14 protein-coding genes and 1 pseudogene are annotated in these 13,781 nt (G+C 38.9%); 8 read left to right on the plus strand and 7 right to left on the minus strand.

Annotated features, from left to right (window positions below; genetic code table 11):
- Positions 1-61: 61 nt before the first annotated feature.
- The gene (locus JCM10596_RS17795) at positions 62-556 is read right to left on the minus strand and encodes a divergent PAP2 family protein (protein ID WP_025028290.1); all 495 of its coding nucleotides are present in this window, start codon (positions 554-556) and stop codon (positions 62-64) included.
- A gap of 136 nt (positions 557-692) precedes the next feature.
- On the opposite strand from JCM10596_RS17795, the gene ftsW reads away from it, so the two are divergent.
- The 3 genes and pseudogenes from ftsW (at position 693) to JCM10596_RS17810 (ending at position 5,757) form a co-directional block, all read left to right on the plus strand.
- Positions 693-1,811 carry a putative lipid II flippase FtsW gene (gene ftsW, locus JCM10596_RS17800; RefSeq protein ID WP_025028291.1) on the plus strand — a complete coding sequence of 373 codons (1,119 nt, stop codon included), beginning with the start codon at positions 693-695 and terminating at the stop codon, positions 1,809-1,811.
- Positions 1,812-1,928: 117 nt separating this feature from the next.
- Positions 1,929-5,375: pseudogene (gene pyc, locus JCM10596_RS26285) on the plus strand (pyruvate carboxylase).
- Positions 5,376-5,493: 118 nt separating this feature from the next.
- Complete coding sequence (locus JCM10596_RS17810; RefSeq protein WP_025028292.1) at positions 5,494-5,757, plus strand: hypothetical protein; 264 nt, start codon at positions 5,494-5,496, stop codon at positions 5,755-5,757.
- Between the two features lie 53 nt (positions 5,758-5,810).
- On the opposite strand, the gene JCM10596_RS29595 is transcribed toward JCM10596_RS17810, so the two are convergent.
- The gene (locus JCM10596_RS29595) at positions 5,811-5,951 is read right to left on the minus strand and encodes a hypothetical protein (protein ID WP_159102369.1); all 141 of its coding nucleotides are present in this window, start codon (positions 5,949-5,951) and stop codon (positions 5,811-5,813) included.
- 151 nt (positions 5,952-6,102) lie between these two features.
- Here JCM10596_RS29595 and JCM10596_RS17820 point away from each other — a divergent pair, with 151 nt between their 5' ends.
- Positions 6,103-6,897, plus strand: coding sequence for an endonuclease/exonuclease/phosphatase family protein (locus JCM10596_RS17820; protein WP_025028293.1), 795 nt, complete (start codon positions 6,103-6,105; stop codon positions 6,895-6,897).
- Positions 6,898-7,049: 152 nt separating this feature from the next.
- Here the strand turns inward: JCM10596_RS17820 and ytvI are convergent, their stop codons facing one another.
- A complete protein-coding gene (gene ytvI / locus JCM10596_RS17825; protein WP_025028294.1) occupies positions 7,050-8,105 on the minus strand; it encodes a sporulation integral membrane protein YtvI in 1,056 nt (351 codons plus the stop codon).
- A 214-nt stretch (positions 8,106-8,319) separates the two neighbouring features.
- On the opposite strand from ytvI, the gene JCM10596_RS17835 reads away from it, so the two are divergent.
- Complete coding sequence (locus JCM10596_RS17835; RefSeq protein WP_025028295.1) at positions 8,320-8,697, plus strand: Asp23/Gls24 family envelope stress response protein; 378 nt, start codon at positions 8,320-8,322, stop codon at positions 8,695-8,697.
- A 156-nt stretch (positions 8,698-8,853) separates the two neighbouring features.
- Here the strand turns inward: JCM10596_RS17835 and JCM10596_RS17840 are convergent, their stop codons facing one another.
- Positions 8,854-9,219: a YugN family protein gene (locus JCM10596_RS17840; RefSeq protein ID WP_025028296.1), complete on the minus strand. Its 366-nt coding sequence runs from the start codon at positions 9,217-9,219 to the stop codon at positions 8,854-8,856.
- Positions 9,220-9,319: 100 nt separating this feature from the next.
- Positions 9,320-10,039: an N-acetylmuramoyl-L-alanine amidase gene (locus JCM10596_RS17845; RefSeq protein ID WP_025028297.1), complete on the minus strand. Its 720-nt coding sequence runs from the start codon at positions 10,037-10,039 to the stop codon at positions 9,320-9,322.
- Positions 10,040-10,189: 150 nt separating this feature from the next.
- Between JCM10596_RS17845 and JCM10596_RS26290 the strand changes: the two genes are divergently transcribed.
- The 3 genes from JCM10596_RS26290 to JCM10596_RS17860 all read left to right on the plus strand — a co-directional run bounded on the left by JCM10596_RS26290 (position 10,190) and on the right by JCM10596_RS17860 (position 12,694).
- Complete coding sequence (locus JCM10596_RS26290) at positions 10,190-11,407, plus strand: alanyl-tRNA editing protein (protein WP_025028298.1); 1,218 nt, start codon at positions 10,190-10,192, stop codon at positions 11,405-11,407.
- 104 nt (positions 11,408-11,511) lie between these two features.
- A complete protein-coding gene (gene safA / locus JCM10596_RS17855; RefSeq protein ID WP_148302637.1) occupies positions 11,512-12,108 on the plus strand; it encodes a SafA/ExsA family spore coat assembly protein in 597 nt (198 codons plus the stop codon).
- Positions 12,109-12,247: 139 nt separating this feature from the next.
- Entirely contained in the window at positions 12,248-12,694 is a 447-nt protein-coding gene (locus JCM10596_RS17860) for a CBS domain-containing protein (RefSeq protein ID WP_025028300.1), read from the plus strand.
- Between the two features lie 93 nt (positions 12,695-12,787).
- Here JCM10596_RS17860 and JCM10596_RS17865 read toward each other — a convergent pair whose 3' ends face one another.
- Both JCM10596_RS17865 and JCM10596_RS17870 read right to left on the minus strand, forming a co-directional pair.
- A complete protein-coding gene (locus tag JCM10596_RS17865; RefSeq protein WP_148302634.1) occupies positions 12,788-13,129 on the minus strand; it encodes a hypothetical protein in 342 nt (113 codons plus the stop codon).
- 59 nt (positions 13,130-13,188) lie between these two features.
- Positions 13,189-13,710, minus strand: a complete 522-nt coding sequence (locus JCM10596_RS17870) for a PaaI family thioesterase (protein ID WP_051541366.1) — start codon at positions 13,708-13,710, stop codon at positions 13,189-13,191.
- Positions 13,711-13,781 lie beyond the last annotated feature (71 nt).

A 13,781-nucleotide genomic window follows, 5' to 3' on the forward strand; every position in this document is an offset into this window, starting at 1 on the left:
CTCCCATTTGCTCTTGTTACTTTATTATAGAGGTCAGATAGATGCTTTACAAGAAAAGTGTTTAGTTTAATAATGAAGAGATAAGGAATCTTTTTTTACTCTTAGGCTTTGTTAGATAGCTTACTAAACCAATCCCAACACCTAAGAGGGCACCGGCAAAGACCTCGATTGGTTGGTGACCTAAGCGCTCCTTTAATTTTTTTTCTCTACGTACGTGATAGATTCCGGGATGATGACCTGCTAATTTTTCAACATCTTCGTCTAGGTCATTGACCTGTATAGCTGTTTCACCAGCATGTCTTCTTATCCCAGCTGCATCATACATGACAATTAATCCAAGCATGGTAGAAATGGCAAATTCAGTTGAATCCCAGCCTTTGTCTAGTCCTACATAGGTGGCTAAAGCAGTTACGCCACTTGAATGGGAGCTGGGCATTCCCCCTGCTGTAAGCAGATGACTCCAATCCAGATGATCTGAATTGACTAGGTTAAATGGAACTTTAAGCATTTGAGCTATTGTGATACTAGAAATTGCTGTGGTAATGGCTCTGTTCATCGTATGTTCACCTCTAAAGAGTAGCTTCTCCAAGAAAGAGGGAAATTAATTCAAAAATTTATATTTTTAGCAGGAGATTAAAGAAGTCGTCAAGAATTATTATTGGGTAAGAATGTTGGGAAAGAAGGATGGCAACATGGATAAAGATTTTCAACTGAGAAAGGGACAACCAGATTTTATGATCATGGTCATAAGCCTTCTTTTACTAGGGATTGGCTTAGTCATGATATATAGTTCAAGCCAAATTGCTGCATATGACAAATTTAATGACAGTTCATTTTTTTTCAAACGACAGGTCGTTTGGGCAATTGCAGGAATTATTGCGATGATTATGGTAATGAATATTCCATATACAGTTTACAAAAAGCTAACGCCTTTGATTATACTTACCCTGTTTATCTTGATGGTTCTGGTTCTTACAGGATTGGGATCTACTGTGAATGGAGCACAGCGCTGGTTGGATTTAGGGTTTACTAAGATACAGCCCTCAGAATTTGTGAAGCTGGGTATTATTATTTATTTAGCCTCTATCTACTCTAAGAAGCAGGAACACATCAACAATTTTAGTCGTGGTCTGATTCCTCCATTGGTCGTTGTGGCAATCTTTTTTATGCTTATTTTGCTACAACGCGATTTAGGGACAGGGATGTCGGTTATCTTTTTTACGATGGTGATGATATTCTGCTCAGGCGCTCAATTCAAACATCTCTTTGGGTTAGGTTTGGTTTGCTCTGTCATTTTCTTTATATTTGCTAGAACCTCACCGTATCGTTGGCAACGAATTACTTCATTTAAAGATCCTTGGGCAGAACCCTTAGGGTCAGGATATCAGTTGATTCAATCACTCTATGCTATTGGAAATGGTGGGGTGTTTGGAAATGGCTTCGGCAAGAGTATCCAGAAATATCACTACCTTCCTGAGGCGCATACAGATTTTATTTTTTCAATTACAGCTGAAGAGTTGGGATTAGTCGGCGTGCTTGTTATTCTAAGTCTTTATTTATTCTTTGTGTTACGTGGAATTACAATTTCTAACAGATGTCCCGATCTGTTTGGAAAACTGCTAGCGATTGGAATTGTTGCCATGATTGGAATTCAAGCTCTGATTAATATTGCTGTAGTATCGGGAACGTTGCCAGTGACAGGGATTACCTTGCCTTTCTTAAGCTATGGAGGCTCTTCTCTCTTATTGACGATGGTGGCAGTAGGAATGTTATTAAACATATCACGTTATTCTCACTATGAGCCAGATTAACCTTATATAGTAGGATGCATTTTTGTTTGGTATAACACATTATGATATAATGTGTTATATTTATTTATAAAATTGCTAGAATTATGCAAAAAAAACATAGAGAAAAGGGGAAGAAGGATGGATAGAGTGAAGACTTTTTCGAAAATATTAGTGGCAAATCGTGGTGAGATTGCCATTCGAATTTTTAGAGCCTGTAATGAATTAAATATTCGTACAGTGGCGATCTATTCAGAGGAAGATACTCCTAGTTTGCACCGCTTTAAAGCGGATGAAGCGTATATCGTAGGTAAAGGAAAAGGACCTATTGAAGCTTATCTTGATATTGAAAGCATCATTGAGGTAGCGAAGAGAAATCATGTTGAAGCGATCCATCCTGGCTATGGATTTTTATCCGAAAACGCAACGTTTGCCCGTCGTTGTAAGGAGGAAGGCATCACCTTTATTGGTCCAAAAGAGATTCATTTGAATATGTTTGGAGATAAAGTGGAGGCAAGAAAACAAGCTATAAAGGCAGGGCTACCCGTTATTCCTGGAACAGATGAACCCGTAGCTTCATTGAATGAAATAAGAGCCTTTGGAACGGAGCATGGCTATCCTTTTATCATAAAAGCAGCTCAGGAGGAGGCGGACGTGGGATGAGAATTGTTCGCTCTGAAGAGGAAGTAGAGGAAGCATTCGGAAGAGCACAATCTGAAGCGCGGGCTTCGTTCGGCAATGCGAGGTGTATATAGAAAAATATATTGAAAATCCCAAGCATATTGAGGTCCAAATATTAGCGGACCATGAAGGAAATGTTATCCATCTGTTTGAAAGGGACTGTACGGTTCAAAGACGTTATCAGAAGCTAGTAGAGGTGGCTCCAAGTGTTTCACTAAGTCAAGAGCTTAGAGAGAAAATTTGTGATGCATCTGTCCAAATTATGAAAAATGTAGGCTATCTTAATGCAGGTACGGTTGAATTCCTTGTAACCGAAGATGGGAGCTTCTATTTTATCGAAGTGAATCCAAGGGTTCAAGTAGAGCACACGATCACTGAACTCATTACAGGAATTGATATAGTTCAATCGCAAATATTAATCGCAAGTTCGTATTCCTTACATAGTCCTGAGGTAGGTGTACCGCTCCAACAAGATATAAGCTGGAGAGGTTATGCGATTCAATGCCGAATCACAACAGAAGATCCGCTTAATTCATTTATGCCTGATACAGGGAAACTATTGGCGTATCGCTCAGCAGGTGGGTTCGGAACCCGTTTGGATGCTGGTAATGCTTCGTGGGTGCAGTCATCTCTCCTTACTATGATTCTTTGTTAGTCAAAGTATCCACTTGGGCCATTACCTACGAGCAAGCTGCCTCCAAAATGGTCAGAAATTTAAAAGAATTTCGGGTAAGAGGAGTGAAAACAAACATTCCGTTTTTGGAAAATGTGGTTCAGCACCCAGCGTTTCTTAGTGGGGATTATAATACTTCGTTCATCGATACGACACCTGAATTATTTCAATTTCAGCAGCAAAGGGACAGAGGAACGAAAATTTTGCAATATATTGGAAATACAATTGTGAATGGCTATCCTGGTTTAACCAAAATGACAGAAAAGCCAGAGTTTAATCAACCACGAGTTCCAATTACAAGCTATAAAGACAGCTACCAATTTGGCTCTAAGCAGGTATTAGAGCAACAAGGGGCGGAAGGACTTGTAAAGTGGATTAAAGAACAAAAGCAAGTTTTACTTACAGATACGACCTTTCGGGATGCTCATCAATCCCTCTATGCTACACGTTTTCGTACCTATGACTTCTTAAAAATTTCTGAAGGAACAGCCAAATTAGCTCCTAATCTCTTTTCATTAGAGATGTGGGGAGGAGCCACATTTGATGTCAGCATGAGATTTTTGAAGGAGGATCCTTGGGAGAGATTACAAACGTTACGCGAACAGATTCCTAATATTTTGTTTCAAATGTTATTAAGAGGAGCGAATGCAGTTGGTTACACCAACTACCCAGACAATGTCATCAAAAGATTTGTTCAAGAATCTGCGCAAAAAGGAATCGACATCTTCCGAATCTTTGATAGTCTCAATTGGATTGAAGGGATGCGTGTGGCGATTGAGGCAGTGCGTGAAAGCGGAAAAATAGCCGAGGCAACGATTTGTTACACAGGAGATATCCATGATTCTTCTCGTGCTAAATATGATTTGAATTATTACATTATGATGGCGAAGGAGTTAGAAAAAACAGGAGCACATATTCTAGCCATCAAAGATATGGCAGGGCTGTTAAAGCCTTATGCAGCGTATGATCTTATTTCAGCATTAAAAGATGCCGTAGATATTCCAATCCATCTTCACACGCATGATACGAGTGGTAACGGAGTGGCTATGTATCACAAGGCAGTGGAAGCTGGAGTGGACATCGTTGATGTGGCGATAAGCTCCATGTCAGGGTTGACCTCTCAGCCGAGCTTAAATGCGATGGTTTCTTCTTTGCAGGGACAACCTCGTTCTCCGCAGCTTGAACTTAGCCATTTAGAAAAGCTTAGTCATTATTGGGAGGACGTTCGTCAGTATTACCGTGGTTTTGATGCTGGGATGGTGGCGAGCAGTACAGAGGTTTACCAACATGAAATGCCAGGAGGACAGTACACGAATCTTCAACAACAAGCGAAAGGTGTAGGACTCGAACACCGTTGGGAAGAAGTCAAAAAAATGTATTCCGTCGTGAATATGATGTTTGGGGATATTGTCAAAGTCACCCCATCTTCTAAAGTGGTCGGAGATATGGCGTTATTTATGGTTCAAAATAACTTAACGGAAGAAGATGTATATGAACGTGGTGAAACCTTAGATTTTCCGGATTCGGTTGTTGAGTTTGTTCAGGGGTATCTTGGTCAACCGTATCAAGGATTTCCTGAGAAGGTAAAGAAAGCTGTGTTAAAAGGTAGAGAACCCATCACATGTCGCCCTGGAGAGTTAATGGAGCCTGTTGACTTTGATCAGGTCGCTAAAGAATTGGAAGACGAGTTCCATCGTCCGTTTTCTATTCATGATGTCCTATCATATGTTATGTATCCAGCAGTGTTTAAGGAATTTGAGCAGCATCGCCAGAACTTCGGTGATCTTTCTGTTTTGGACAGTCCTACTTTCTTCTATGGGATGAGAGTAGGAGAGGAAGGAGCAGCAGAAATTGAGCGTGGAAAAACCCTTATGATTAAGCTACTATCTATTGGTGAGATTCTTCCTGATGGTACAAGAACGATCTATTTCGAACTAAATGGACGTCCTCGAGAAGTGAATGTGATTGATCAATCTATAGAGTCTAATATCTTACGCAAGGAAAAGGCAGATGCAAATAATCCAAATCAAATCGGTGCTACTATGCCAGGTACCGTCATGAAGATTCTTGTTAATGAAGGGGATACTGTGAAAAAAGGAGATCATTTGATGGTGAATGAAGCCATGAAAATGGAAACCACAGTACAAGCTTCAAGAGATGGGATCATCAAGAGAATTGTCGTTCAGGAGAAGGAAAGTATTACAACTGGAGACTTATTAATAGAGTTTGAATAGTCTGAATAAGTGGGATAATATTCCTATTTTAGAAATACCCCCTCAAAAACAAAAAAATCTCATCGAAAGGTATTGAGGCAATACCAATAAATATTTTAAAGAGAGGGGACTGTACACAATGAAAAAATATTGGATTTTAAGCCTTGTCCTATTATTAGCAATGGGAACAGCATTGATTGGCTGTTCAGCTGAGCCAGATGAGCCAACTACTGGCGAAGGGGTCGAGAGTCCCGTGAATCAACCTAATGATGCAGAAGACGTAAATGGCGACGATCTAGGTGAAGACGGTGATGTTGATGCTGATGGTGATTCACAAGATACCGATGGTGTAGATACGGGATCAGAGCTTGAGGAAGATAAGAAAGAAGACAGCACGAATTAAGATAAATGGGACTGCCCCCTTCGTCATTATTGACGAAGGGGGCAGTCTTTTTTTTATTCTGATGGTCGATTAGGTCCGCCCAACTTCTTGTCCTGCTGAAGTACTGAATTTTCTTCTTTGACCTGATCTCTGAATTTCTTTTGTTCCATAGACTCTCCATTGGTATCATTCGTTGTTTTGTTTTCTCTAGCCATATGAATCAGCTCCTTTCTTTCTTTACTATTTCCTAACCACGAAAAAATACAAGGTCTTTTTTTGTATAAACCCATTAAATTTTCAGTAAATTTAGATTATAATGAAAGAATAGATGAGTGTCTGTCCTATGCTGAATAATGAGGGGGTAAGATGAAGCTATTTTATTTCTTAGCAGGTTGCTTTATAGCTGTATTACTCATGTTTCATCTTTTTTGGGATGCTACCTATGTTGTTACTGTTGAGGGGGCAATGGAGGGGGCGACACACCAGCTTAATGTCATCTCTTATAATATCCAATATGGCAAAGGTCAAGATGGTTGGGTTGATATCCATAGAACCATTGAAAAATTAAAAAGCATAGAAGCAGATATCATTTGTCTTCAAGAAGTAGAGAGGTATAGTTTTCGATCGGGCTTTCAAGATCAGGTAGATTTAATCGCGAAGGAATTGAACATGAATGCTGTTTTTTATCCCTCCATTGCTTATCCCGGCATCTATTATGGAAACGCTATCTTTAGCAAATACCCAATCCATAGCTCTAGATTTTTCCCACTCACAAGTCAAAAAGAAAATAGATCATTGATTCTTGCTGAAATTTCATTAAAAAATAAGCAAAGCATCTATGTCTTAAATACTCATTTGGGATTAAATAAAGAGGAAAGAGGAAGAGATGTAAAAAACATTTTAGACATTATGGCCTTTATCCATGCTCCGCTGATTCTGATGGGTGATTTGAATTCGACGCCAGAACAGCAAGAATTTATGCTATGGAATGATCATATAACGAAAAGCAACCAAGGGTCTAAATTGCAAACATATAGTCACAGGGATTGGCAAATTGATTATATTTTTTTCAGTGCTCACTTTCAGGTATTGAATACATCAACCTATCCAAGTCATGTTTCTGATCATTATCCAATTGCAGCTACATTACAGCTTAAATAAAACAAAAAGCCCAAATTGGGCTTTTTATCTCGTTCTAATTGGCGGTAAGACTCCCTCCTCTATAGCAGGGAGATAACCGACGCTAAGAAGAACCAGATAAAGGGCGACTAACCATCAGGTGGAGTAAAAACTCCATCTGATGGAAGTCTACTTTATAATTTAAAGTCGGTTTTAATGATTCCAGCTTCCATAGCTGATTTAATGGCAATGAGAAAAAGAGGACCGGCTACTAATCCAACAACGCCTAGGAAATATAGACCTAAGTAGATAGAGAGCAGGGTTGATAGAGCGGACAAGCCAATCTGTTCTCCCATAATCATAGGCTCTAATGTTCTTCGTAGGGTTAATAGAACACCAGCAAGAATGAGTAGTTTTACTCCTGTGGAAGGATCTCCTGAGATGATATTGAATAATGCCCACGGAGCTAGAATAATGATCGAACCAATAAAAGGAATAAAGTCAATCAGCCATAAAAGAAGAGCCATAATAAGGGCATTTCCTGGTGAAATCAGGAGCAGACCAATATAAGAAACGATAAAAATCACGATACTTACAAGAAATTGTGCCTTAAAAAAACCAATAAAAACATATCCAAGGCGATGGCTCATATATCGAACTTTTTTAGCATTTTCCTCTTTAAAGTGGTTATAAAATTGTTCCCTTAACTTAGGGAGATCCATACTAATCAAAAATAGAGTAATAAGATAAATAATGGTCACAACAATGAGGGTAGGAATCGCTTGTGCCCAATTGGCGATTAATTGAATAGCAGACTGTGCAATTTCTTCCCCTTTATTAAGGATTTTTGGACTTTGCTTGCTTATTTCTTGGATTAACACTGGAGGAAAATTAGCCACAGCTTGATTAAAATCTGCTATGGTATTCTCCACAAAGTAGGTTAGCTCTACAGCATAATAGGGCAAGCGATACACAAATTTTATCACTTCATTGACCAACTTGGTGATCGCCAGATAGAAGCTAATCGCTATAAAGAAGACAAATAAACTAAAAACAATGACAACAGAAGGCAATCTATTCTTAAGGCGAAGGAACTTTTGAGTCCCTTGCACAAGGGGTTCTAATAAAAATGCCGTAAATAAGGCAAGTAATATAGGCATAAATACAGAAAGGTAGAAGTAGAGGAGTAATCCAATGGCGATTATTCCTAAAGCAATAAGAACTTTTTTTAGAGTAAGAAATTTTTGCAAGGTAAATCTCCTTTCATACGTGGACGATAACGCCCTATTTTAAATTATATTAAATAATAAGCTTCATGCCAAGTATTTAGTCTATTTTTTTGTTTGAATTTAGGGGATAAATGAATTTCAAGGGCAATAAAGTCGAAGGAAGCGCTTTATTGTTGCTTATTCTGAGAATACAACATACAATAAGAATAGATAAGGAGAAAGGAAGTGATACCACATGAACGAATGGAAAGAGAATGGCATTATTCGTATTGCTGATGATGTGGTAGCTGTAATTGCTAGTATCGCTACTGTAGAAACTGAAGGAATTGCATGTATGTCAAGTGGGATTGCCGAAGGTCTTGCCAAAAGAGTGAGTGGAAAACAGATCCAGAAGGGTGTACATGTACAAATAGACCAACATAAAGCAGCGATTGACATAAGAATCATTGTTAAATTTGGTACGAAGATAGATCATGTGTGCAGAGCAGTACAACAGAACGTAAAGGAAGCAGTAGAAAATATGACTGGGCTTGATGTTTCTACCGTGAATATAAGGGTAGAAGGGGTTGAGTTAAACAAAGGGAAGGCTCTTGAGCCAAGCCTCTCTATGTAAAAAACGTAATCATAACGAAAGCATTTCCTCATTTTATCACGTTCTAACCATCAGGTGGAGTAAAAACTCCATCTGATGGAAGTTTACTTTATATGCAGTAAAAAGGATAGAGAAAGCAGTAAGAAACTGCTTTTTCTATCCTTTTATATTGTGTATCTATGCTTCTACTAAATGATTGATTTGACGCTCCAATGAATCAAGCTTTCTCTTCGCGTTATCGAGGATCGTTGAAGGAAATTTAAATTCATAGTCAAATCCGTGAGGGTGAAGATGGCGACCAATATATGGCTCAGCAAGTTCTAAAACGCTTTCGTTTGGTTCGTCTTGGATTTCTCCCTTTAAGCATACCGCTGGTACACGTAAATAAAAAGTATGACCTGATTTATGATCTTCAAATTTATAATCATAAGTAGCCCTCTTATAATCCCATGCCCAACGAACAAAACCTAGCTGCTCCATTACATGATCTAAATCAATGAGTGTTAACTGTTTTCCTTCTAAATTAGTTCCCTCAATTTTCACTTTAGGAAACCTCCTTTATCCATTCATTCTTACTTATGATAGTATGAATTGGACAAAGTTGCAATTCTTAGTCCGGGAAAATTTGAAAGCTATTCATAATTCATCTTTCATTTTGCAAGTATTCTAAAAAACGATATAGGAGTAGAGCGGCGTCAGCACGTGTAAGCGGGTCTTTTAAACCAAAGGTTCCATCTGCTCTGCCTTGGATGATTCCTAGCTTGGCTAAGGATTCAATCGCTTCAGCAGCATAATGATTGTTAGGTACATCAGAAAAACGACGAGGATCTATTGGCACATCATCCACGCTCCTTTCATCCTCTTCTTTCCATTGATTTACTTGCCGAATGAATTCTGTTTTATTGATTCCAGTTCCTGGACAGGTTTTACCTGCATGTTCCCTATGAAAGACAATATGACTTTGGTTTAGAGCAAATCGCTTCATGAGGAGATGAACAACAGCTAAGACCGATTGTAATTGGGGACCCTCAAGTTTCTCTTCTCCAGCATCAAAATTGCCAATCATTTCAATCATGATTCCACCACGGTTATGCCCTGAAATCCCTGCTGGGTCAAGGTTAAGATTTCGCCCATCCCAAATGACTCCATCTGGAGCAATCGTAATGTGCTGAGCAATGTCTGTCCAGCCTCTTGTTTCAGTATGATACCGATACATTCCTAAAATCGTTCGTTCGCCAGTATAATCAGTCTTGCGAGGCTTCCAAGTATGGTGAATTTGAATATGAGTCACACGTCTATTAACGGATTGTCTATTCAGCCATTGACGATACTCAGAAATGGAGTAGGAGTTGAAATTCCGCATCTTTTCCCTCCTTTACATCCTCTTATCATTATCTATATGATAGAAGTAGGTGGTTGGATACAGAAATCGTGAAAAATGTCACGGATGATATAATCATATAAGTATATAAGTATATGAGTGAACGCAGATATACGGAAGCGAGGGAGTAGCTTGAATACAAAGAGAGTGTTCGATGGAGATCCTTATCAAACAAGTTTTACAGCTACACTGGTACATCAAGAGAAAGTAGATCAGGGACAGTGGAAGGTATTGTTAGATCGCACAGCTTTTTATCCTGAGGCAGGTGGACAACCTTATGATAGGGGTTACTTAGATCAGATTCCTGTGGATAAAGTTTTTGAAGAGAATGGAAAGATTTATCACTATGTGAAAGAACCATTAGAGTCAAATCATGTGGAGGGGCGTATAGAGTTTTCCCGGAGATTTGATCATATGCAACAGCATTGTGGACAACACATTTTATCTGCTGCCTTTATTCAAGTGGCAGAACTGCAAACAGCTTCTTTTCATTTGGGGAAGGAAATCGCGACCATTGATATTATATCTAGTCATTTGGAGTCCTCCCTTATTGATGAAGTGGAAAACTTAGCGAATCAGGTTGTGTTAGAAAACCGTCGTATTGAATCAAGGTTTTTCACCCGTGAGGAAGTGCAAATTCATTTTTTGAAAAAAGTTCCTTCTGATCAAGAATTGATTCGTATGGTACATATCACAGATTTTGATTTATCTGCCTGCTGTGGAACTCATCCATATCGCACTGGTGAGGTAGGGATGATTAAGGTGATTGATACCGAAAAATATAAGGGAATGACCAGAGTTACTTTTGTTTGCGGATATCGAGCTTTGGATCTGTTAAAAAAGGAACATTACATCCTACAAGATGTCGCCAAAAAGCTTAAGACAAATCGGGAATCAGTCAATAAGAAAGTATCCGCATTGCTTGATGAACTGGAGGAGACGAAAAAAAATAACAGAAAATATTATCAGTCCATGCTTAGGTATGAAGCTGAGGGAATGGTTCCAACCTTTGTTCTTCCATATAAAGAAGAGGAATGGACGGTCTATTATCTTCGAAGCACAGCCCGGCACAATCAAGAGCTAAAGGATTTAGCAAAATCGATCATCGAAAAACCTCATCGGATGGTTGTGTTTATTCATGAAGAACTGAAATCTAAGCAAGAACAATGGACGGTTGCCTTGTCTGATACGACTCTTTTCTCAGTCCGTGATTTCATTGCTCAGTTGATTGAAACTTACGGAGGAAAGGGAGGGGGGAGTCAGGTTTTTGGACAGTGGACAGGGGAAGTTCCTGAGTCTGAAGATCGAACTTTTTTAACTTCATTCATTAAGCAGCAGACTCAACAATAATTAGATACCATTTTTTCTCATGTAATAAAACCTCTGTAAGATGCATCCTAGCTTTAGGAGGTGAAATAATGTTGAGAAAAAGTGGTTTTTATTTTGGATGCTTCATGATGTGTATGTTCTTTTTGATTGTTACTCCGAGCATGGCTCATGCCCAAAACGTGGATACCTATACTGTAAAACCAGGAGATACGATGTGGAAAATTTCCGTCCGTTATCAGATTGGATTGACAGAGATTATAGAGGCGAATCCTCAGATTAGGAACCCCCATATGATCTATCCCAATCAAAAGTTAAATATCCCGTTGATAACTAGAGTAAAAGCGATTGAGCATGATGTTGTGCAATTATGTAATCAAGAAAGAGCGAAGCATGGTTTACCAGCACTAACACCTGACTGGCAAGTAGCTAGAGTGGCTAGACATAAATCTCAAGACATGAGAGATAAAAGATATTTTTCTCATACTTCCCCGACGTATGGATCTCCATTTGATATGTTAAAAGCATATAATATTCGCTATCGTGCAGCAGGGGAAAATATTGCTATGGGGCAAGCTACTGCTCAGGAGGTTGTGAAGTCATGGATGAATAGTGAAGGGCATCGCAAAAATATTTTGAGCAGAAATTTCACACATATTGGAGTTGGATACGTAGAAGGTGGATCTGGGAGATATTATTGGACACAAATGTTTATCACGTTCTAACCATCTGGTGGAGTAATCACTCCATGATGGAAGTCTACTTTATTACTCCATAAGCAAATATGTTGTTAATGAATGGAGAATAAACAATAGGGTATTTTAATAATGTCCAGTATTATTTCTAATTTAGGAGGGAATTCTTATGTCAACTCAAAAGCTCGGAGATATCATGACAAGGGATGTTCGTTTTTGTATTGCGGAGGATAATATTTATGAAGCAGCAGTAAAAATGAAGTCCTGGGATGTAGGGGCAGTACCAGTGTGTTCTAAAGATCAAATTGTTGGAATTGTAACAGATCGTGATCTTGTGATTAGAGCAATGGCTGAGAAAAAACCTGGCTCTACACAAATTACCGAAGTGATGACCTCTGAGGTGGTAACTGGGACACCAGATATGGGTGTGGAAGAAGCCGTAAAGCTGATGTCTCAAAAACAAATTCGTCGTTTACCGATAGTCGAAGGAACAAAACTTGTTGGAATGTGTGCCCTAAGGGATATTGCTATTCGCGAACGCTATGATTCTCAAGCTGAATATGCTTTAAGTGAAATTTCGGAAGAAAGAGCAGGATCTCACCCGACTTCGCATTAAAAATTATAAATATGAAAGAGGTTGGGACAAAAACCAGTAGATAAAAAGAGTGCTACTCACCAGCAAGTTGGTGAGCATCACTCTTTTTTTTGTTTAGAACCATTTTTCATTATTCTCGGCAGTTATGTCCCAGCCTCTTTTGGGTAGAATTCTGTTGGCGTGAAAGGTGTTTCTGTTTCTCCTGCCATAGAGTTGTACCTGACTATTTTTTTCGATCTTTGGAACTTTTAAATCGGGTGTATAGGGCTTTTTCCAAATCAGCTTCATTCTTTGTTGGTCCGTATCTGTGACAATTGTTCCTTCAAGCTCCATGTACCAATATCGGTCATTAAACTTTTTCTTTTGAAGAAAATGGTGAGAAATGCGACCTGTGATTTTTTCCGTTTCTTGTTCATCCCCAAGAAGCTTCCATTCCTGTTCCTGCTCTTTTTTCACTTTGCGACTCCAAAAGAAAAAATAGATAAAAACACCAATGATACAGATCGCGGCAACCATTATTTTTGAGCCTTTATGATATAGAAGGTTCCTGTAGCGATCGCGATGAGCTTGTCTTTTTCATTCGTGATACGACACTCAGCCACGCATAGCGTATTGCCAATATGAACCACCTTGGCTCGACAGATGAGTTGATTCCCCAAGCCAGCAGAGATATAGTTGATTTTCATTTCACTTGTGACACAGTGCTTATCCTTAGGTAATTTGCGATAGACAACAGCCCCCATCGTAGAATCTGCTAGGGTTGCAGTAATTCCTCCATGAACAATTTGCAACGGATTTAAAATAAAAGGGGTGATGGGAATGGTGATTTGAAATGTTTCCTCGTCCACAAATTCTCCAACATGATTCAGAAACCCAGATAGATACATTGTATTTGGTTTTTCACGTTTTTGTTTTATGGATTGAATAGCTAGCTTCAGTATTTCTCGATCTTGATTAGATGCACTCTCTAAAATGCTTTCTATTTCTTCGATGATCGATGATCCTCCACCTGTTGTATTCGATATCGTATTCGACATGCGGAACGCCTCCTTTGCTTACTCTACCATTGTAACTAGATGAAAAGGCAAATACAAGAATGAGCGCTCTC

Source organism: Caldalkalibacillus mannanilyticus JCM 10596, from assembly GCF_000615945.1.
Lineage (GTDB): Bacteria > Bacillota > Bacilli > Caldalkalibacillales > JCM-10596 > Bacillus_AT > Bacillus_AT mannanilyticus.

Bases quoted from the DNA above. Each gene is read 5' to 3' on its own strand.
- JCM10596_RS17795 (WP_025028290.1), bottom strand. From the start codon at position 556: ATGAACAGAGCCATTACCACAGCAATTTCTAGTATCACAATAGCTCAA.
- ftsW (WP_025028291.1), top strand. From the start codon at position 693: ATGGATAAAGATTTTCAACTGAGAAAGGGACAACCAGATTTTATGATC.
- JCM10596_RS17810 (WP_025028292.1), top strand. From the start codon at position 5,494: ATGAAAAAATATTGGATTTTAAGCCTTGTCCTATTATTAGCAATGGGA.
- JCM10596_RS29595 (WP_159102369.1), bottom strand. From the start codon at position 5,951: ATGGCTAGAGAAAACAAAACAACGAATGATACCAATGGAGAGTCTATG.
- JCM10596_RS17820 (WP_025028293.1), top strand. From the start codon at position 6,103: ATGAAGCTATTTTATTTCTTAGCAGGTTGCTTTATAGCTGTATTACTC.
- JCM10596_RS17835 (WP_025028295.1), top strand. From the start codon at position 8,320: ATGAACGAATGGAAAGAGAATGGCATTATTCGTATTGCTGATGATGTG.
- JCM10596_RS17845 (WP_025028297.1), bottom strand. From the start codon at position 10,039: ATGCGGAATTTCAACTCCTACTCCATTTCTGAGTATCGTCAATGGCTG.
- safA (WP_148302637.1), top strand. From the start codon at position 11,512: ATGATGTGTATGTTCTTTTTGATTGTTACTCCGAGCATGGCTCATGCC.
- JCM10596_RS17860 (WP_025028300.1), top strand. From the start codon at position 12,248: ATGTCAACTCAAAAGCTCGGAGATATCATGACAAGGGATGTTCGTTTT.
- JCM10596_RS17870 (WP_051541366.1), bottom strand. From the start codon at position 13,710: ATGTCGAATACGATATCGAATACAACAGGTGGAGGATCATCGATCATC.